Source organism: Eximiradius sp. (genome assembly GCA_937127445.1).
Classification (GTDB): domain Bacteria; phylum Bacteroidota; class Ignavibacteria; order Kapaibacteriales; family UBA2268; genus JAKIZO01.
In genome coordinates, this window is record CAKZLY010000013.1 from 111571 (window position 1) to 134112 (window position 22542).

Annotated in this window: 8 protein-coding genes; 5 read left to right on the forward strand and 3 right to left on the reverse strand. The window is 37.7% G+C overall.

The window, feature by feature from the left end; translation table 11 throughout:
• Positions 1 to 88 precede the first annotated feature (88 nt).
• Together AC6QZF_RS02710 and AC6QZF_RS02715 are read right to left on the reverse strand one after the other, a co-directional pair.
• Positions 89 to 10465, reverse strand: coding sequence for a hypothetical protein (locus AC6QZF_RS02710; RefSeq protein ID WP_499798341.1), 10377 nt, complete (start codon positions 10463 to 10465; stop codon positions 89 to 91).
• A gap of 74 nt (positions 10466 to 10539) precedes the next feature.
• Entirely contained in the window at positions 10540 to 12786 is a 2247-nt protein-coding gene (locus AC6QZF_RS02715; protein WP_499798342.1) for a beta strand repeat-containing protein, read from the reverse strand.
• Positions 12787 to 13078: 292 nt separating this feature from the next.
• On the opposite strand from AC6QZF_RS02715, the gene AC6QZF_RS02720 reads away from it, so the two are divergent.
• The 5 genes from AC6QZF_RS02720 to AC6QZF_RS02740 all read left to right on the forward strand — a co-directional run bounded on the left by AC6QZF_RS02720 (position 13079) and on the right by AC6QZF_RS02740 (position 21054).
• Positions 13079 to 16774, forward strand: a complete 3696-nt coding sequence (locus AC6QZF_RS02720) for a PAS domain S-box protein (protein WP_499798343.1) — start codon at positions 13079 to 13081, stop codon at positions 16772 to 16774.
• 121 nt (positions 16775 to 16895) lie between these two features.
• Positions 16896 to 17162: a 30S ribosomal protein S15 gene (gene rpsO / locus AC6QZF_RS02725; protein WP_499798344.1), complete on the forward strand. Its 267-nt coding sequence runs from the start codon at positions 16896 to 16898 to the stop codon at positions 17160 to 17162.
• Positions 17163 to 17214: 52 nt separating this feature from the next.
• Positions 17215 to 19380, forward strand: a complete 2166-nt coding sequence (gene pnp, locus AC6QZF_RS02730; RefSeq protein ID WP_499798345.1) for a polyribonucleotide nucleotidyltransferase — start codon at positions 17215 to 17217, stop codon at positions 19378 to 19380.
• A gap of 130 nt (positions 19381 to 19510) precedes the next feature.
• Positions 19511 to 20236: a CPBP family intramembrane glutamic endopeptidase gene (locus AC6QZF_RS02735; protein WP_499798346.1), complete on the forward strand. Its 726-nt coding sequence runs from the start codon at positions 19511 to 19513 to the stop codon at positions 20234 to 20236.
• 41 nt (positions 20237 to 20277) lie between these two features.
• Positions 20278 to 21054, forward strand: a complete 777-nt coding sequence (locus AC6QZF_RS02740; protein WP_499798347.1) for a class I SAM-dependent methyltransferase — start codon at positions 20278 to 20280, stop codon at positions 21052 to 21054.
• A gap of 60 nt (positions 21055 to 21114) precedes the next feature.
• On the opposite strand, the gene AC6QZF_RS02745 is transcribed toward AC6QZF_RS02740, so the two are convergent.
• Positions 21115 to 22500, reverse strand: a complete 1386-nt coding sequence (locus AC6QZF_RS02745; RefSeq protein ID WP_499798348.1) for a tyrosine phenol-lyase — start codon at positions 22498 to 22500, stop codon at positions 21115 to 21117.
• Between the last annotated feature and the right edge of the window lie 42 nt (positions 22501 to 22542).

Consider the following 22542-nt stretch of genomic DNA (forward strand, 5'->3'; position numbering starts at 1 on the left):
ATAATAATAATTTTCATCTATAACAAAAATACGTTTTCGATGCAATAAATTTTTAAGTAGAAATACTTAATTTTTAGTAACATAACGTTTATTCACCTATTTGAATAACACCTTGATTTTGAATAGTAGCATTATTAATCACATTTTTCCTAACTGTAAGAGCATTTATCTCGTTAACATTCAAAGTTGCGTTATCTTTGATAAATAAATTTCCTAATATTACTATTGGGGTATTAACAAATTTTGTGCCATTCCCAGAAAGAATAACATTATTTGGATAATTCGCTAATCCAAAAGGATTTGGGATAAGTGTCTGAGTGCCATAGAACTCTATATTTGAGTACTCCCCAAGCAAATAATTAGCAAAACCTGATAGTACACTTGTTGTTGGATTTACATTGCCACCAAAAGCAATTGTTGAGCTATCAAGCAAACGGAATGAAGTACTTCCACTGATGATGTTTGCTAACATTGTGCCCTGGTTGTGCAAATCAAGGCGACCGTTGTAGAGTAGCGTGATACCACCAACAGAAGGATTTGCAACGTTCAACCTAACATTATGAAGCGAATCGTTCCAACCAATAATAACTGAATCTCCTGCAAACTCATTTACGTTGCTTGGGAATTCACCTTCGGGAGCAAAAATTGTTCTGCTTTCGTTGAGAGCCCAAGTGTTGTGGTCGTTCCATAATCCGCTTTGTTTGCTATAAAAGGCAAGATTTTTCTTTTCACCGATGTAGAAATCACCAAAACCGCTCCAAAAATCGGCAGAATTTGCAATTTCAACAGATGCAACAGAAGTATTCCAATTAAGTTGAGAATATTGATGTAAATTCCAAAGAGGAGTTTCGGCAGGATATGATTTACGTAGCAGATATGCATTCGATACATTCGCACCTGGAAAATTATTAACTTCAGAAGCAGGGAACGTGAATTTTGTATTAAATTGCCTTGTGCCAAGAGTAAAATTGTTTTTGTTTCGAATTTGCCACCAATAATTTACACGTCGAGTTTCATGAATTCTTGCTGAATTTATGCTCGGATGAGAATTTGCAATAACAGAAACAAAACCAGAATTGCCACTACCCGAAGTGAAGGTTAATTCGGCAGGAGTATAAACATTTCCAAACCCAACTTCAAATTTAAATGAGCCTGCTCCCGTACCAAACGGACGCAAAAGCAATCCATCAATATGCCCGCTACCGTTTCGAACAATAGTAGTTGTGTCGTGCAAAAGTTTGACAACTTTATTATTGGTTCTTGCATTGATAACAGAATTATTAGTATTTGCAAATGTTAGACGACGTTCGATTTTAATTTCAGCTGAATCAATTGAACCAGACAAAATTAAGTTCCCGTTATTTTTGTTTATAGTTAGATTATAGAAATTAACACCGGAAGTGTCGTTCATTACAACGTATTGATTACCATTCCCATTGATTGTAACATTTGAATTACCGCCAAAAACTTGTGTCCCATTATTTGCGATAAGATTTCCAAGCAAATTAACATTAGCACTGCCAAAGGACAAATAACCAAGGTCAACGCGAACAGTGTCATCAATGGTAAATGTGGTAGGCGAGAAAGTAACAGTTTTGCTAGATGTACCAGAGTTGTTTACAATTACAGTTTTTGGGTTAGTCGGGCCATCGCCAGTAGCCTGATTTAAAGAACCGACATATTCGAAAATACCTTTGCCGTAAGAACGAATATTAGCTGTTCTAATAGAACCAATATTGGGATAAAGCCCAGTAAGAGAATTAAACCCATAGGCATCATCAGTAGCAATATAACAACTATCACGAAGTTCGAAAGAAAGCCCGCGAATATAGCGTTCGTCGAGAAGGACAAGCTTACCTGGCAAGCCATTGATTTTCTCAACCGTAAGCGAGCGGATCCGCGGATTGCTTTGATTAACTGTTACAACGCGCCCATTACCGATAAAAACTCTGTCTGTTTCAAGATTTGGCCATCTCGGAGCAACTGCACCATTATAGCCCTCAATTGACCAGGTGTTAATATCATTCCAATTGCCTGATTGACGAGAATAGAAACGCAAGCCAGCAATTTCAGCAACAAAGAAATCACCAAATTCAACGTTATTCCTAGTTGTAGTTGAGGAATCGGTTCGTAAATCTGGAACAGTTGTAAACCAAGCACCAGGAGCATTCCAGGCAGGAGTACGGCGGAAGTGCTCCATAATACCAAAAGAAGTACCAACTTTCAGGTCGCCCGAAGGTTGATAACCTTTTCTGAAAAATGTTGTTAACGCAAAAGTTCTGCCTGAACCTAATTCAAATTGTGGACTACCTGCCGGAACAATCCTCCAGTAGCGGTCAATCTGAGTATTCGGTTGATGCAGATCGCAATTTGCTAAATCTGGATGTAACACTCCATAGGCAGTAACTGATAGCAAGCCTTGCGTTCCTGAGCCAGAGGATATATCTAATTGAACAGGAGTATATGCATCGGACGAACCAACAGTAAATAAAATATTTTGTGAGCCATTATTAATCCAGCGTCGGAGTTCACCATTGACGTGTCCTTGGCTAAATCTCTGGATAGAAGCCAGATCGATTGATGAAGTCCCAACCTGCACATATCTATTATTTGTATTAACAATTCCAGTATTTCCAATAGAAAATTCGAGAGTGTTTTTAATTATCAAATTGGAATTTGGATAATTTACGTTGTTCGACAATTCAACGGAACCACCGTTAGACTTACTGATAGCTAAATCAAAGAATGGGATATTGTCACTGCGTTTTATTTTAACAGTCTGAATTTGCTTTGTAGGTGGATTTGAACTGCTATTCCCAACAAAAGCAAATCGCCGCGTACCAGTATTCCCCGTTCGGAAAAGTCCATCAATAGTTAAATCACCGCCTAAATTGACCGTATTACCATTCATATTAAAGATTGAATTATCGCGAATGGTAAGGTCGTTTCGTATGGTTATGATTGGACTACCGAGCAAAAGCTCTTTTCCGTAAGTATTAGCAATATCGAGATTCCAGAAAGGGACAGAGGAGATGATATCAAAATTCTGAGTATTTGACAAGAGCGAATCTGGATGACCAATCTGAACAGTACCGCCAGTTACCGTATTTACGGTGGTGTTAACAAAATAGTCGGGGTCCTTTTCTCCAATTGCACTTGTATCCATCGTGCGAAGAACAACAACTCGACCTCCTGTCATCGTAAATTTTGAATTAGCTTCGCCAAAATCGAAAGCAGCACGGCGTTGTGAACTGTTGGTAGTTGAACCTTTAATCATCACTCGAATTTCTGCACTATCACGCAAACGGAAATCTACAGCTGATGTTAAGAATCTTCGACGTAGCGAACCAGCTACATTGAGTTTGCTACCACCTTGGAAATCAATTATTGTAACGCTTTCATATTGGAAATGTTCATCTTTCTGATTACCTATATTCATTGTACCGTTGAGAAGCCACACGGAAGCATTTTGCCCGCAAATTAATCCATCACTATATGTTACGCTACCATCTCGAACAACAAGCCCGACTAAATCACCCAAAAAGACATCACCATCTCCGTCGGTCGAAAGCGTTATGTTAGCAGCATTATCGTGGTAATACATTCCTGCATCCAGAATGAAATCCACACTCGGTCGAGTGAGCACTGCATTAGTAAATGCATTTGAAAACGATTGAGATTCGTTATGCAAGTTATAGATAGAGTCGGATTTAACAACTCGAACAGTACCAATCGAGGTATAGTTTCCTTCACCTCTGATATAAGAATGTTTACTGCCTAAGAATATCAATCGAGCGTTAACTGTATCATTAGCAAATAATCTAACGCCAGCAGGACTTGATGCGTCATTTTGGAATACGCCTTCAACATATAAAGTATCGATGCTTTTTACAGGAGGTCCCTGCATTTTACGCAAGTAGCCATTTGGTCCGACACGAATAGTGTTTCTAACGCGAAGAGATTTATTATTGAAGTATCCAAAATCAAGCATTGAGGTATTCGGTGCAGACGTAGCAATCTGAACACTATCGACAGAGAAACGAGGAGTTTGATTGAGTGTAATGAGATGATTTGAACCAATTATGACAGTATCGCCCTGGAAAAAGCCTGGCGTATTTAGAGCTACAACGTTACTACTATGTGGATTCCCTGCATTGAAAAAATTAGTCCAAGAGCGCGGATCTTCCCAAGAACCATATTGGCGGCTCCAATATATTCGTGGTCGTTCAAAAGATGAGGGCTCGCCAGCTGTCCAGTCATGGTTGGGCAGAGTATAGGCATTATCAACTATAATATATTTGTTAGTTGTATCTATTTGAAGGTTTGAAGCATTGAAAATAGCAAAGCCCCAGCCCGGGTCGTTAGGTTCGACATCAGCTCGACGGTAAATAAGCGGTCTATAGTTCAATATATTGCCCACACGCTCAGCATCGTTGTATCTGAGCCTTAGTGAAGATGTTCCATTACTCAAAACAATATTACTTGTGCTGATGCTCCAATACTTTCTTAACATATTAGGATTGGACCCTGGAGCTTGAGGATGAGAATAAGCGCTTCTAAGAGTGATTTCTAAAAAATTGTTCGTATTGTATGTTTGGTTGGTAAGCGTAACTCTTGCTTCGCTGTATCGGACAGGACGCAACCCTAATGAGTCTTCCCCAATTGGGAAAGTAAATGTATATGTTTGGTTTGTAACTACTGGATATATTTTTCTTATGCGAGCAGTATTAGAACCGCCGCTTACTTTAAACAAACGGGAAGCGTTAAACAAATTCAAGCTATCGATTATTGAATTAGCACCAAATGTTGTAATTGTATTATCGTTCAGTGCAAAAATTGTGTTTGTCCGGAACTGGACAGAATCGCTAAACTGTATATTTACAGAAGAAGTAATATTACCAGAAGGTTTATCAATTCTAACTGTTGAAGGAAAAGCGGTTAAGTTTGCTGAACCTCGAATTCTCTGGCTCATAGCATCAATAAAGTAAATACGGCGATTAGATGGGTTAGCTTGGTTATGAAAACCTACACCATTTGAGTAATTAACTACATCGCCTTGAATGTTAATCTCTCGTGCTCCATCACGGTTACGGAAACGCCCCCCACGGAAAACAATACTATCGCGAATAGTAAGCGGTGCATTGTTTGTAAGGTTAACATATCGATCTGCTGCACTACGATTATAATTGATTTCAAGAGATGCAATTGTTGAAGGAAGACCTGAACCTGTTTCTTGAACTGCATCTGATGCCGCACCAATATAAGCAAAGTTATTATTACCTAAATTATTCCAGTTGAAATTAATAATCGATGAAGATGTAAGCTGCCTAATATTCCCTTGTGTAGTAGAGTTCTGCACAATTCCTTGAACAGAGCCGATGTAGAGTTTCCCACCATTTTTCATAACAAATTGGTCGGTGCGAATATAATTTTCCCCCGGCATAACGAGCTTACCAACTCCATTATTAGATTTTTCGAGCAGTACATATCGCAAATCAACATTGGAAAGATTGAAATAAACTGAATCGCCATCCCCGATAATAGCGTAATCACGATAAGAAGAATTATTGTATCTTGGATAGTCATTGACAGTGTTAGTTGTGATAGCATAACCTTGTTCGGTGTCTTCGTAGAGAACAGTAGCGTAAGCCCATGTATTTGGGTCGGTCCAGTTGCCGGAATTACGAGAATAGAAAATACGTTCAGTAACAGTCGGTGGGTCCTCGCCAATCATAAGCACAATAGAAGAAGCAGGTGAAAATTGTGAAGTAACATTAAAGATATTGTTCCCACCTAAAGAAGGATTATTGAGAGCGATATCTAATTGAGTAGTTGTATTCCCACTTGTAGAGATATTAGATGTTCTTGTCCAAAAACCAGTTGTAAGAAGTCTAAAACCTCTATAATTTATAGGATTAATTCCTCCACGCGGTTCATCTTGAGTGAAAAACAATCTCGTATTTAAAGTATAATTACCTTGGATATATTGAGGTGTCATACCATACGGTAAAGTAATTTCATAGTATCTTTGGATATTAGTATTTGGGTTTATACTGATTGGATTGAATTGTGGATGATTACCGTCAACAGCAATGATTTCAATAAGTCCTCCTTGTTGCCTTTGACCAGCTAAAATTACAAACATAGAATATTTAGTACGTGTACCGATAGGAAAAATTCTATTAGAACCTGTTTCATTTGCACCAATAAATCTTATTAATCTTCCAAGGACATAACCAACATTTGAATAGTACGCACTATCTGCAAGACTTAAATCATATCTGAATAACGCATAATATCCACCCGTAGAATCATAAACCAATAATCTTTTATTATTTGTAAATACGTCAAAATTAGAGCGGTTCCCAATTTTAAACCAAAACACAGGAGTACGTATATCAAAACGAGAAATAACATTCCCAGAGCGTTTCGAAAGACTAATTCTATTAAAAGCAAGGAATTGTGTAGTATCGAATGTCCCCCTTATGAATTGATTATCATTTCCATTAAAGACAACAACACCATGCCAAAGAGTTGTATCATTTGCATTCCTTTGTGCTGGCGTAAGAGAATTGAAATTTGATATACTATCAGGTCTGAATCTCCCAGGATTAAAAGTAGCTCCATTATCTATAACAAAATTACCACTAACCTTTGTGATAGCATTGCTAATGTCAATATTGCCACTTTGGAAATACAAACTATCCGTAATATATAAAATTACTGGTGTCGTTCCTGTTATAGAAAGTGTTCCAGAGGGCTTATTGACCTTGAAAGTTCTCATTGTAAGTGGCATACCATTACCCGTAACTTGGGCACCGGTGCCAGCATAGATAAAATGGCCCGAATTATGACTATTGAAATTAAATTGGCGAGTGGTTGTTCGAATACAGCCGGTGTTGCCTGATGCGGTAATACCTTGAGCATGCCTAATAGTCAGCGCACCTGCGCTATCCAATCTGAATGTACCAGCACCCGTTAGTAGGATTAAACCGTCAGCAAATTCGAGATTGCCGCCGGGGAAACCACTACCACCTGTTTCTACAATAACTGACCTACCTGCATCAACACTATGGTTAACGTTTAGAATTACTGTTTTTCCGTTGCCTATGCGAATATTGTCGCGGCTTTCGGGAGCTCGGGATGATGGTTCGGTGTTGGTATAGCTTGCAGTCGACCAGGTATTTGGGTTGTTCCAATTGCCATTGGCAATAGAGTAGAAAGTGAAGACACGCGGCTCACCAATGATGAAGTAATGCGGAGAATTGTTGTCCAAATCACTGTTATTAATCATAACAGTCGAGAGCGGGTTGCGAACACCAAGTTCAACACGTCTCCATCGCCCCGTGTTAATAGTTGTATCACGGTGATATATTTCAAAATTGAGCGGGTTGCCTCGCCCTATGGTATCAACGGGAGTAAAGAAAAACTCTGCGTCGTAAGTTCGAGTGGAAGCAAGAGTAAATCTATTTTGTGAGGTTGTATCCGCGTGAATCACCCATACTTTACGAACATTTCGAGTGGTATCCAATTCGGGACCATTTGGCAATTGAGTTTGAATAACTGAGCGAGTTATATTTGGTGCAGCGGTATCAACAAGCACATAAACATCAAGATAGCCAGCAGCACCGCCCCAGCCATTTATCGATAGGTTAACTGGCGCATAGTGATTTCCTAACCCAATTGGGAATAGTTTTGATACAGAGTTTTCACCAAACGGCAATCGCAAACGTCCATCAATATGCCCGGGATTTGCTCCGGGACGAGTAATTGTTCCATCCACCACTATTGGTTTGTTTGGAAGAGAGGTAGCATTGCGTCCACTGATATTACCCTGAATAAGCGCTAAGTTATTTGTTACTTTAATCAGTGAGTCACCATCTAAAAGCAAATTGCCAGAAGTTTTATTTACAGTTAAATTATAAAATGAACCTTTACCATTATTTATGATGGTTTGGTTGCCTACGCCGTTGAAATAAACACGTCCATTTTGAGCAGCAAAAGTGCCAGAATTTATAAAATTACCACGAATTGCCAGAGCAGTGCTATTCAAGTCTCTAAATGTAGCAGGGTCGATAGTCAAATTACCATTAATTGTTATGCTATCTAAGTAATTTACAACACCATTTATTGCAGTTCCCATAATACGAACGTTATTGAAGACGATTCCATTCGAAAGAATACTCGTAACTTTGCCATCAGCTTCGAATGTAACGAGTCCGTTTCCAGCGTCGAACTGCCCACCAGGCTGAGTTACCCACGAATGCAGCAACTTAATATGTTGGTCGTTAGCAACAAGTCGCCCCGAGATAAGATTAATATTATTACGAACAAGCAGGAAATTATTCGAAGGATTGGCATCGTTTGGCGGCATTACAATTTTGTTGCCCGTACCGGCAATATTTAAATTATGGAATTTTAATCTATAAACTAAATCTCTTGGTGTGGGATATCCTGTGTTGATATTTTGATTACCATTCCCATTGAAAACAACAGTGGAACCAGTTACAATAAATCTATCAGCAATAGGAGTTGGATGAAATGTAAGAGCAGAAATATCAAGTTCGCCACCAATTCTAATTTCACCGGTTGGGTCTAATGTAATATAGGTATTTGCAGCACGATTGCCAGTAATTCTGATATTGTGATATTGAGTAACAGCAGGTTCGCCAGGCGATGGACTCCCACTACTTGGCAACCGAAACGAACCTGAACCGTCAAAAATAAGGGTTCCCGCAGTGAATACTGCATTTTTATATTTAGTTGGATATGTTTGCATAACAAAATAGCCACCACGCATAATAATTTGGCGAACGGTTGTATCTGCTGTTTCGCCGTTTGCAGTAAAGTTCCCATTTTTGAAGAGGTGGAATGTGCCTTCATTAACTACCAATGAGTCTTTTATCAAAATAGATTTAGTAAGCGAAACTGTATCGGTAGGATTAGTTTTATTTATTATAAGACTTCGGACAATATCAGGTAATCCGTCACCGGTCACTTGGTTTAAACCACCAATGTATTCATAAATTGCATTCTGCGAGTATGACCTATTTTGAGTGCGAATGTTGCCCGCATTTGCATTCTGTGTAATACCATCGGGGCTCGAAATATTTAATTTACCACCATCTTCGACAAACAGAGAATCGCCTTGCACAAAAGCATTAAAAACTGGAAAAGACAATTGACCTGTCGATTGCACTTGAATGGTTTTGATAACAGGAGTTACCGCCGAAACAGAGACATTTCGCCCGTTCCCGATGAATACTTTGTCGTTTATTGTCGAGGGATAGCTTCCAGCAGGAGCACCGAAATAACCTTGCTTAGACCAAGTATTTGGGTCGAACCAATCGCCATCAGCACGACTGTAATAAAATGTGCTGATTGTTTCTTCTTGTCCTACAGTCCATTCTCCATCAAGCAAAAGGTAGGCACCACTTACAGTGTCTTTTTTATTAACTTCATCAATATAAAACCTATTATTGACAGGTTCAATTCCATAGCCAGCACCGGGATTTATATAAAATGTCCCGTTCGGACCGTCGTATGGTCTGTAAAACAGAGTCATCAAATATTGGGTTTCTAATCCCTGCACTTCATTATCGTTATAATTAAATCTTAAACTATATCCGCCGGGCTGAACGAAAATATTAGCAAAATCTGTTTTCCAGTACTTTCGCAATGAAACGCCCTGCACTTCCACATTTGGGTGTTCCGCAGCGATACAACGAACTGATAGGGTTGCGTTTGCAGTTGTTGTCATCTCGCCTGCTGCGAAAACATATCTAATTGATGAATAATTGCGAACAACTGGATTTGATGTGTCGAGTGGTGTCCCAATAGGGAAACGAACGTTTAAATCGGAGGTTAAGCTTGTAATAACAGGCAATTTTTTAATAATTGCTCCGCTTAGCTGGCGTTCGCCACTTGTCATTACAAATTTTTGCGAATTAAATAAATCGACTATCGGATCGTTTGAGTAAGTCGATGTTGAATCTGGGTAAATATTTGCACCGACTTCAATTATCAGATTTGAACGGTGTATATTAAAAATATTATTCGAAATAAGCCGTATAGAGTTTGAAATTGTAAGGCTGCTAAGCAAAGGCGAAACATTTACCATTGAAGTGCCATTTTTCATTACCCAGATACGCTCGAATGTCTGGTTTGGTAGTCCAGCAATTGAATCTTGCAACGCTCCAAAAAAACGCAACACTCCAAAACCGTTCTGGTTGTAGTTACCTAAATTTCTAAAAATTCCCGAAATCCATAAATTGCTTGCTTGTGAATTACTATGCGATAAAGTAGCATTCGATGCTATTTCGACACCACCATTGACAGAAACATTAGCACCTGAATTTACATAAAATACAGCCCCATCTTTCAAATACAATATCTGCGAATGAGTAGAAATTGAACTGAAAAAGGTAAAAGCAATGATACACATATGTATCAAAGTCTTCCTCATCAATTTCCCTCCCGAGTTCAGTATTTTATAATATAAAATTTTGTTCATAAGTTAATTAATAATGAAATTAGCAATTATGGATTTTGACGTGATAGTTCAATCCATTTTGTTCCACTCCAAATCAAAGTAATAGTATCATCTATCTTGCTCGATTGCCAGGAAGTTGGAGTAGAAGTTTTTAATGAAAGATTTGAGCCTTGTAACGTTGAATTAGCTGAATTAACTTTATGTAAAATCAAAATTTGACCTGGTGAATTCCCATCTGAAATAGAAAAATTCCCCAATAAATTAAATTTAACGTAAGAACGATTTCCAACCTGAATAGGTGAGGAAGTAACTACATCTGGTGGATTTAAAGACAAAGCACCGTTAATATCAGCAGATACTTCTGGATTTTGTTTCCCAATAGCAAGATTCCCTACCGCTATGGATGAAGTTGTATCACTTGAAGAAACTAAATCTGTCCAGTTATTACCTTTCCTCACCCTAATATTTTTAGAAGTATTGTCGTAGTATATCATTCCTTCGAAAACACTGCCCGGAGAAGTGTTGCGAGGCTGAAGAATTATTGCGATTGGGTCAATATTGCCATCAACAACCAAGTCGCCGGTTACTCGCAAGTCCCCATTAACCTGCGCTGTAATCGAGTCAGGCGTAACATTAACATTTTGCCCCATCCCAATTTTACCGTTGTCAGTAATTCTAAGCCTTTCAATACCATTTGTATACATCTGAATATTAAGAGGTTCGTTTTGACGAAGAATTGCGTTCCCATTTTGCTCTATTCCGACATCAAATCCATCATTTACACCTCTACCGGTAAGTGTGCCTCCAGTAAATTTATGCAAATTCATTGCTGTAGTTCCCATATCTTGATGAAGTGCGGCAGTAGGATTTTCAGTAAAATTGCCTATTGCAATTCCTGAACTTGTGTTTCTTAGGAAGCCCGAAGCAAGCCAGCTGCCACCACTATAACGCAAAGTCTGGTTGTCCGAACCATTTGGTAGCAATAGCAGCGAAGCCCACTGTGGAGCTGAGTTTGCGCCTGTAGACTGCAAGAACTGTCCGTTTGTACCAAATGCAAGTTCAGTAATTTGTCCGGAACCATTAGAATAAAATAATTTCCAGTTGTTTGCATTAAGGGCCGTTATTGCATGTGTGTGATTCCCTTCGGCAATTGTTCCAGAGGTAAGTCCAAAGTTTGGCGTAGAAATTGTAAAATTTGGATAAGAGCCAGTAATATTTATTAACCCACCTTGGTTTAAAGTAACGATTTGATCAGGGGCAGTGTTAGAAATAACAGTGCCCGTAATATCAATACCTGTTCCCGCAGTATAACCGCCAGAAGCAGAAGCTTCGTCTCGCCAAGCGGGAACCCCTGCTGCATCTGTTTTCCAGACTTTATTTGGATTACCGCTACCAGCTGCAACAACCCCAGCCGATGTAACTGTATTTTGCTCAATCGAAACTGCATTGCCAGCTCTTGTAAGAGGTGCATTAAACGTCAAAGGTTGTTCGACACCTGTTGCTTCTATAGTTATCGAGCCAGCGGCATTAGTTATATTAATATTAGAACCAGCGGTAAGAGAATTCAAAGTAAACCCAGTCCCATTGCCAATTAATAGCTGTCCATTAGAAGGAGCTGCAGCAAGCCCTGTTCCGCCTCGGTTTATTGGCAAAGTACCTGATACTTCAGATGTGCTTAAATCAATTGTACCAGTAGTAAGTAATCCACCACTACCAGTTTTAACAATGCTATTAGCCGCGAGAGACGAAAAAGTAATACTTCCAGACGAAGTAAGCCCTGTAAGCCCAGAAAGAGTTCCTGAAATCGTGCTATTTCCGGTAATATTAATACCGCCTGTGGAAACAGTTAAAGTGTTTGCAAGGTTTAGACCGCCGTTGTTCAAAAAGTTAGTTCCAGAGTTGCCGATATTAGTAATTAAATTATTGTTCATATTAATATTGCCGCTCATAGTGCCGCCGGAAAGCAAAAGGAACAAATTGTTTGTTCCGGCATCAATAATTCTAATCCAGCCAGTACCAGTGTAATAATAGAAACCAGCAACTGCATCAGTTTGATACACCAGTAATCCCGTAGCAGGAGATGGGATCGCGGTTCGTTCGGCAAGAGTCATTCTTGGGACGAGAAAACCAAGTTTTGTAGTGAACGATGGAGCAGATACGTCTAAATCTAACAATGCCGAACTGTGCGGATTAGCCGTCCCAATCCCAACGTTTTGTGGTTGTGACCATAGACAATTTATTGCCAAAAAGAACACAACAAAAATTTTAATAAACCGAAAAAGATTTTTAGACATATCTATTTCCTCCATTCATTTTCTTTTCCACCACTACAAAAATACGTCTAATAATATCATAAATTTTAAGTAGAAATACTGATATATGGTATAATCCCATTCATTCAAAGCATTTGCAACTTTTAAAGATTAATTACACTCAAAAAACATACCATTATTTAAGCTATTTTGATTAAGTTTTTAGTATTAAAAATTCTATGAATTTGTATTATTTATTTTTTTGAAATTAAAAAAGTTTTATTTAATTTTTGTAAAGTTCTGGTATTGTTTAAAATTTTCGAGCTATAAATTGATGCGTTTTTTTACTTTTATTGGATTAATCTATTTATTAACATTTATTAATTGTGTAAAAGCGGAAAAAGTATATAAAGCAGTATTTGATTATGGATATTATCCATATGAATTTTCCCAAAATGATACTTGCAAAGGCTTTTTAGTTGATATACTCAAAGAAATCTCCCGAGAAGTTGGCATAAAAATCGAAATGAAGTCTATGCCGTGGGGCGAAGCTTTAAAGCAGTTCGACGAAGGTAAGTTTGATATTATTTGTATGTATTACTCCCACGAAAGAGCTCAAAAATACAGCCTATCGACTTCACTAACTAATGTTACTCTTAATGTATTTTATCGTAAGGATGCGAAAGCAATAACAGATCCCAAAGACTTAAAAAATCAAAAAGTATTGGTCGAAGTGAGCCCATTAATTCAGCAACTATTCAAAAATATTGCTCCTGATGCAGAAATCGTTACGGTCGACAATCCAATGCAAGCAATCGAATTGATGCTCAAAGAAGGTTATAAATATGCCGTTCTTCCAAAATTTATGGCATATTATTCTAATAAAATCAACAAACACGATTTGCTTGTCTCTTCTGATATCATTGTATTTAGTAATAAATACACATTTAGCACACACCACGATAATATTGAGCTCATCCAAAAAATCAACGAAGGTATTGATTTGCTTCACCATAATGGCCGCTATCTTCAAATTTATCAAAAATGGTTCGGAGATATAGAAACCCTCTATGAAAAAGAATCTATTATCTCAAAATATTGGCTACCGTTTGTAATTTCTATTTCCATATTAGTTGTTTTGTTTTTGCTGTGGAACTATTCGCTGAAAAAACAAGTTAAATCCAAAACAAAAGAACTCGAGCAACAATTCCTCGAACACATTCAATTAGAGCAACAGCACAAAATGGCACAATTTGTAATCGACCATTCTATTGATATGATTTTCGGGATTGATAAAAAATCAAAGTTTATTTACGTAAACGATGCTGTTATTAAATATTTAGGCTATTCGAGAGCAGAATTGCTTAATATGTCTGTCAAAGATATAGATAGCTCATTTAAAATTGATAAATGGGAAGAAACATACTGGGAACTTATCAAAAAAGGTGAGTTCAGCCACTACAAAACTTTACAAAGACAAAAAAACGGTAGCTACTTAATAGTAGAAGGAAATATATTCTATTTCGAGTTTGATAAGAAAGAATACGTTTTCGCAATTATGCGAGATGTAACCGAAAAAGAAAAACTAATGGAGCAAATTGTTCGCTCAGAAGAGATCCTAAGGAGCATTTTCGAAAACACACAACTTCCAATGTTTATTTTCGACCCAAACACCCTGAAGATTACTGACATAAACAAAGCTGGAGAGAATTTTTATGGATACTCAAAAAATGAATTTTTAGAGCTTAAAATAAGAGATCTTTCAAGAAATAATATAGAAGCACTCGAAAGGTACATTTACGATTTGAAAGACAATAAATCCTTCACTATTGATACTATTCAATACACAAAATCTGGCGAATGCCGAGAGGTATCTATTTCGGCATCAGTAGTTAAACTAAAAGAAGGGAATTTTATCTTTTGTGCAGTAGTTGATAATACAGAAAAAAATGGATATTTCAGAAAAATTAAGGAATCAGAAGAAAAATTCTTTAATATTTTCAAAACTTCGCCCGATGCAGTTTCTATTACAAGAGTTAGCGACGGAATGTTTTTAGAAATAAATGATAGTGCTCTGAAATTTTTAGGAGCATCAAATATTAACGATGTTTTATTAAATCCGAATTTTACCTCAATAAATGTATGGAAACATAAATCACAGCGAGATGAATTAATAAATCTACTTAATAGAGATGGCAAGGCATTTATCGAAGATGTTGAATTTCAAAAAATGAATGGAAATATTTTTTATGCATCAGTTTCTGCAAGGTTGATTGAAATAAACGGAGAAAAATGCATACTCGCCATTACTCGTGATATTACCGAAAAGAAAAACGAAGAATTACTTCGTCGAGCATTATTCCAGATATCCGATGCAGCAATCAGCACACCTGATTTTATTTCTCTATGCAAGAAAATTCACAACATAATTTCTAATTTGTTGCCATCACAGAATTTATATATCGCACTTCACAACAAAGAAGAAGATTTATTTGAATATCCATACTTTGTAGATGAATACGACCCACCACCGCCACCAAGAAAACGCGGCAAAGGGTTAACCGAACTCGTTATAGATACTGGCAAAGCCTGGCTGGTCGATCCTGACGAATTTTATAGTTTGATCGAAAAAGGAGTTGTCGAGAGCATTGGAGCTCCGTCTATTGATTGGCTTGGTGTGCCACTTAAAGTGAATGAAGAAATTATTGGCGCAATTGTTGTGCAATCATACACAGAAGGTATCCGCTATACCAACGAGCACAAGAATATTCTCAGTTTTGTGTCGAACCAAATCGCTATGGCAATTGCTCAAAAGAGATATCAGGAAGAACTCATCAAAGCTAATGAATTGCTCGAAGAACGTGTCGAACAGCGCACTACCCAACTTCGTCAGGCAAACGAAGAACTCATTGCACAAGTTGAAGAGCGAATGCGTATAGAAAATGAAATTCGCGAAAGCGAACAGCGTTTCCGATTGATGGCGGACTCGGCACCTGTGCTAATCTGGATGAACGACTATTCTGGTCGTATCACATATACAAATAAAACCTGGATTGATTTCACCGGCAAAGAAATTATTAACGGACTAACGGACAACTGGCAAGAATTTATCTACGAAGAAGATATGCCTCTCTTTATAGAAAAATATAACGAAGCTTTTCATAAAAAAGAAAAATTTGAAATTACAGTTAGGTTGGTCAATAAACTCGAAGGTTACCGATATGTCTTATTGACCGCTACACCAAGAATAATAAATAATGAGATTTTCCATGGATATATAGGTAGCGGCGTTGATGTAACCGAGCTTCAGAGAGCAATAGAAAAAGAACAAGAATTAAACTCACTCAAAACACGTTTTATCTCAACAGTTTCTCACGAATACCGTACTCCGCTTACCACAATAATGACCGCATCTTACCTTGTAGCCACATTTATAAAATCCGGCAACCTCTCTGATGCTTCAAAATTTATTTCAAGAATTCAAGCCTCAGTTAAAAGTATGACTGATTTGCTCGACCAAGTACTTACAATTTCTAAATCTGATGCGGGCGAACAAAAAATTAAACCAATTTTGACAAATATTTATGATTTTTGCCATAGCTTTGTTGATGAATACAGAATTATCGACAAAAATAATCACAATATTTATTTCGAAACTACCGACGACATCAAACAACAAGCCTACATAGACCCAACTTTGTTGCAGCAAATACTTTCAAATCTTCTTTCCAATGCTATTAAATATTCACCCATTGATAGTGATATAGTTCTATTGCACAGGAAAGAGGGCTCAAATTTAATTTTTGTTGTGAAAGACCATGGAATTGGTATTCCAAAAGAACAAATTCGCTACATTTTTGAACCTTTCTATCGGGCTACCAATACGGGTATTATCCAAGGTAGTGGTTTGGGGCTATCTATTGTGAAAAGATGCATAGATATTTATCACGGTAAAATTGAAGTAGAAAGCCAAGTGAACAATGGAACAATTGTAACAGTTATTTTACCGGAAGTACTACCAGAAGAATAAACTAACAAAAATATAATTAAGCAATCTGCGGGAAAAATTATTTTTATGCAGAAAAATTTTTTTTTCTTATATTTGTAATTCGTTCAAAAGTAAAAAATTATATATATTTGGAGCAATCGGAATGATTACAAAAGAACAGAAAGCAGATTTTGTTGCAAAATACGGTGCAACTCCGAATGATACTGGCAAACCAGAAGTTCAAATTGCAATATTATCTGCAAGAATTGCCGACTTAACAAAGCACTTGGAAATGCACAAAAAAGACAACCACACTCGCCGTGGATTGATTAAACTTGTTGCAAAACGCCGTAAATTACTAAATTATCTAATGAACACAGACATTACCAGATACCGCCAGATAATTTCAGCATTATCATTGCGTAAGTAAATCAAACGGCGAATGGGTCGCCGTTTTTATTTTTAATATAATTGGATAGATTATGTCTATAAAATCAGTTAAAATAGATTTCGACGGGAAAGAGTATTCGCTCGAAACTGGGCGATTTGCTAAATTCGCAAGCGGCGCTGTAATGGTTCGCTGTGGCGACACAATGGTGTTGGTTACAGCAGTTGCAAGCGAAAGCGAATTGAAAGACGTTGATTTTCTACCTCTACAAGTTGAATACCGCGAAAAAATATCGGCAGTTGGAAAAATTCCCGGCGGTTTCCTCAAACGTGAGGGACGTCCGACTGACAAAGAAATACTTTCGGCAAGGTTGATCGACAGACCAATCCGACCAATGATACCGAAGACCTGGCACTTTGAAACTCAAATTATTGCAACTGTTTTCAGTGCCGAACCAGACGTAAATCCTGACACTCTTGCTGCTGTTGGGGCGTCCGCTGCTCTGCTTATCTCTGATATTCCTTTCCACGGTCCAATCTCTGAGGTTCGCATTGGCAGAGTTAATGGCGAATTTGTCGTTGATCCATCGCTCGAACAGCTTGAAAATAGCGATATGGATATAACAGTTGCCGGCACAAGTCAGGCAATTACCATGGTCGAAGGCGAATCTAAAGAAATATCCGAGGAAGATTTTGTTGCTGCTCTTTTGTTTGCTCACGAGAAAATTAAAATTCTCAACCAACTTCAACTTCAACTTGTTGAACAACTTGAAGTAACAAAACGCGAATATACAATCGAAGAAATTCCCGAAGAAATCGTTAAAACTATCGAAGAATCGCTTTATGACGAAATAAATCAATATGTTCATAGCCAGAGTTCAAAATCAGAACGCCGTGAAAAACGAAATGAAATTTATGAAAAGGCTTTAGCACTTGTAACTGAAAAATTTGGTGAAAACGAAGAGCTTCAACCACAACTCGAACGCTACGCAGGCAATATTGTCTCGGACATTGAGAAAAAATTAATGCGGCGAATGATTGTCGAAGGAAATCGCCGTCTCGACGGACGTTCTACAATTGACATTCGTCCAATTTCCTGCGAAGTAGGACTCCTTCCACGCACTCACGGCTCTTCTTTGTTCACTCGTGGCGAAACACAAAGCCTTTCAACTGTTACATTAGGCACCAACCGCGACGAACAATTAATTGAAGGATTAGAGCCTGTTCGTACCGAACGATTTATGCTTCATTATAATTTCCCACCGTTTAGTACTGGCGAGGTTGGTCGTTTGGGAACAAGCCGAAGAGAAATTGGCCACGGTCATCTTGCTTGGCGTGCTTTGAAAGAAATGTTACCACCACAGGAAGAATTCCCATATACAATTCGTGTTGTTTCCGACATCCTTGAATCGAATGGCTCGTCCTCGATGGCGACAGTATGCGCTGGTTCGTTGGCGTTGTTCGATGCAGGCGTTCCAATGAAAAAGCCGGTTGCGGGAATTGCAATGGGATTGATTAAGGAAGACGATAAAATTGCAGTATTAAGTGACATTCTTGGCGACGAGGATTTTCTTGGCGATATGGATTTCAAGGTTGCAGGAACATACGACGGAATTACTGCCTGCCAGATGGATATTAAAATCGAAGGACTGTCTGTCGAAATTATGCGTCAGGCTCTCGAACAAGCTCGCAAAGGAAGATTTCATATTCTTGGGATTATGAATGAAGTGATTAGCCAGCCACGTCCGGACTTGTCCCCTTATGCTCCGAGATTTACAGCAATTAAAATTCCAACTGATATGATTGGTGCTGTTATTGGTCCAGGCGGGGAAGTTATTCGTTCAATTTGTAGAGAAACAAACACTGAAATAAATATCGAGGATGATGGAACTGTATTAATTGCAGCAACTAACAGCCAATCTGCCGAGGACGCAACCAAGATGATTCAATCGCTTGTTCAAAAACCAGTAGAAGGCGAAATTTATAAAGGAACGGTAAAAGAAGTGCGCGAAGGATTGGGTGCAATTGTCGAATTCCTGCCAAAAACTCAGGGATTGCTGCATATCTCGCAAATTGCACACGAACGTGTAACCAATTTGAAAGATTTCGTTAAAGTAGGCGACAAATTCGAAGTAAAATTAATAGAGATTTCTCCTGACGGTAAATATAGATTAAGCAGAAAAGCATTGTTGCCAATACCTGCTAAGCAACCATTAGTAAAGAAAAATATACCTGCCAAAAACAACGAAACATCAAAGTAAACGATAAAATATTGGCAATTCACAATAAAATAATAATTATTTTGCAACATAATAAATGAATATAAACAGAAAGTAAAGAATAAGAACGCATTCAGCGTTCTTATTCTTTATGTAGTCTTTATGTAATATTATGATAACAACAAATAGACAAATAAAAAAACTTGGACTTTTAGGTTCCTTTGCTATTTATATTTCTGCCTCTATCATTATGCTATTTTCGACTAAATATTTAATTCCTTTTTTGAGTGACACAACCGGAATGGAAGTTATACTATGCTGGTTCATTGTAGCTGGGTTAGTAGTATTTACGCCTTTGATTATTACAGGATTGTTAATTTTGAAAAGTGAAGGTTTTAACTTCTCAAAAAGCACCTGGACAGAGAGATTGCGATTTAGAAAATTAACAAAACAAGAAATAATTCGGAGCATTGTTGGTTTAATTTTAGTTGGAATACTCAGTGGACTAATAATAAAAGGACTGGAATTATTTATAGGTAAATTCGACCACTCTCCTTCATTTATGTCGTTTGAACCATTAACTAATGGGCGGTACTGGTTGCTATTAGTTTGGGTACTGTATTGGTTATTGAATATACTTGGGGAAGAATTTTTGTGGAGAGGTGTAATGTTGCCAAGGCAGGAGGTTGCATTTGGGAAATATACGTGGATAATTCACGGATTTGGCTGGGGAATATTTCACATTGCTTTTGGTTGGCAATTATTGATAACTTTGATACCTTTAATTTTTATTCAATCATATATCGTTCAAAAGACCAAAAACTCGTGGGTTGGTGTGATAATGCACGGCGGATTAAATGGTCCGAGTTTTATTGCTATTTGTTTTGGATTAATTTGACAATAAATTATCATTCTTTCTATTAATTATTCGGATAAAAAATGAGCAACAAAGAACAAACTATTCACGATTTCGATATTGCATTAATTTGCGAATATTTTTCGAGTATGGAACGGCAAGGACCTGGAAGTACAGAAGCAACACTAAAAGCATTAAGCTTTATAGATAATATAACAGAAGAATCAAAAATTGTTGACCTTGGTTGTGGTACTGGTGCTCAAACTATTGTTTTGGCACAAAATACTGTCGCCGGAAGTATTACAGCAATTGATTTATTTCCTCCTTTTATCGACAAACTGAACAACAACATAAAAAAATTGAGCCTTCAAGACAGGGTGAAAGGCGTAGTTGGTTCAATGGATAATCTTGACTATAAAGAAAATGAAATAGACATCATTTGGAGTGAAGGCGCAATATATAATATTGGTTTTGAAAAAGGCTTGAACTATTGGAAGAAGTTTTTGAAAAAAGGTGGCTATGTTGCAGTTACAGAAGCATCTTGGTTCACAGAAGAGCGTCCAAAGGAAATATTTGATTTTTGGAACAATGCGTATCCTGAAATAGACACTATACCTAATAAAATTGCTCAAATGCAAAAGGCAGGCTATGTTGTTGTTGCGTCATTCATACTTCCTGAGATTTGCTGGACAGATAATTTCTTCACACCAGCAATATCAGCTCAAAAAATATTTTTAGAAAAATATAAAGGTAATAAATCTGTTGAAGAATTTATCAATTACGAAAAACTTCACGCCTCACTTTATGATAAATACAAAGATTATTATGGATATGTTTTTTATATTGGGAAAAAAATATAACCATGTAGAGACGCAATGCTTTGCGTCTCTACAATTCGCGTCTCTACAAGGTGCTATTTCTTATGCTAATTTTTCGAATCTTGCTTGGAAGAAACGTAGGTAGCGTGGTTCATAAACCATCTTCAAACCTTTTGCTGATTGTCTGTGTTCATATAGTTCAGCAACAGAATAAGCTACCAAATCGAGATGAGATTGAGTATAAACACGACGTGGAATAGTAAGGCGAACAAGTTCGAGTTTCGGTTTGTATTCTTCGCCTGTTTCTTTGTTGCGACCAGCAGAAACAATACCGCGTTCCATACCGCGAACACCTGAATCAACATAAAGGTCGGCAGCAAGCGATTGCGCTGGATATTGCTCTTGTGGGATGTGTTCGTAGAAGCGTTTTGCATCAAGGAAAATTGCGTGTCCGCCAAATGGCTTAACCATTGGGACATTATATTCATCTAAAAGCTCACCAAGATAATGAACTTGTTTAATACGAGAAGCCATATAATCATCTTGGATTGCTTCTTCCATACCGCGTGCCATTGCTTCCATATCACGACCAGCAAGTCCCCCGTAAGTATGCAAACCTTCGTAAACAACAACCATATTACGAAGTTCTTCGAATAAATCCCAATCATTAACAGCAACAAAACCGCCGATATTTACAAGCAAATCCTTTTTGCCGCTCATTGTTGCACAATCAGAATAAGAGCAGAATTCTTTCAAAATTTCTGCAATAGGTTTATCTTTGTAGCCTTCTTCTCTTTGCTGGATGAAATAAGCATTTTCCATAGCACGGGTTGCATCGAGAACAACTTTTATTCCATGCTTATTAGCAAGTGCATAAACTTCTTTAATATTTGCCATCGATACTGGCTGACCACCTGCCATATTAACAGTTGCACCAACAGTAATATAAGCAACTTTATCGGCACCAACTTTTTTGATTAAATCCTCGAATTTTTGTAAATCAACATTACCCTTGAACGGATGAGCTGATTGAGAATCGTGAGCTTCATCAATAATCACATCAACAAAAGTTCCGCCCGCAAGTTCTTGATGCAAACGTGTTGTTGTAAAATACATATTGCCTGGAACATACTGACCCGGTTTAATCAAAGCTTGCGACAAAAGATGCTCTGCTCCGCGCCCTTGATGAGTGGGGACTAAATATTTATAACCATAAAATTTTTGAACATTCGATTCGAGATAATAGAAGTTTTTGCTTCCTGCATAAGCTTCATCACCAAGCATCATTCCAGCCCATTGATAATCGCTCATCGCGTTTGTACCGCTATCGGTGAGCAAATCGATATAAACATCTTCCGAACGAAGCAAAAATGTGTTGTAACCAGCTTCACGAATACATTTTTCACGGTATTCACGAGTAGTAACCTTCAACGGTTCTACAACCTTAATTTTGTAAGGTTCTGCCCAGGGTCTGCGTGTAAATTTCATCGTTTTTCCTTTAAATAAAAAACTACAAAAATAAGTTAATTA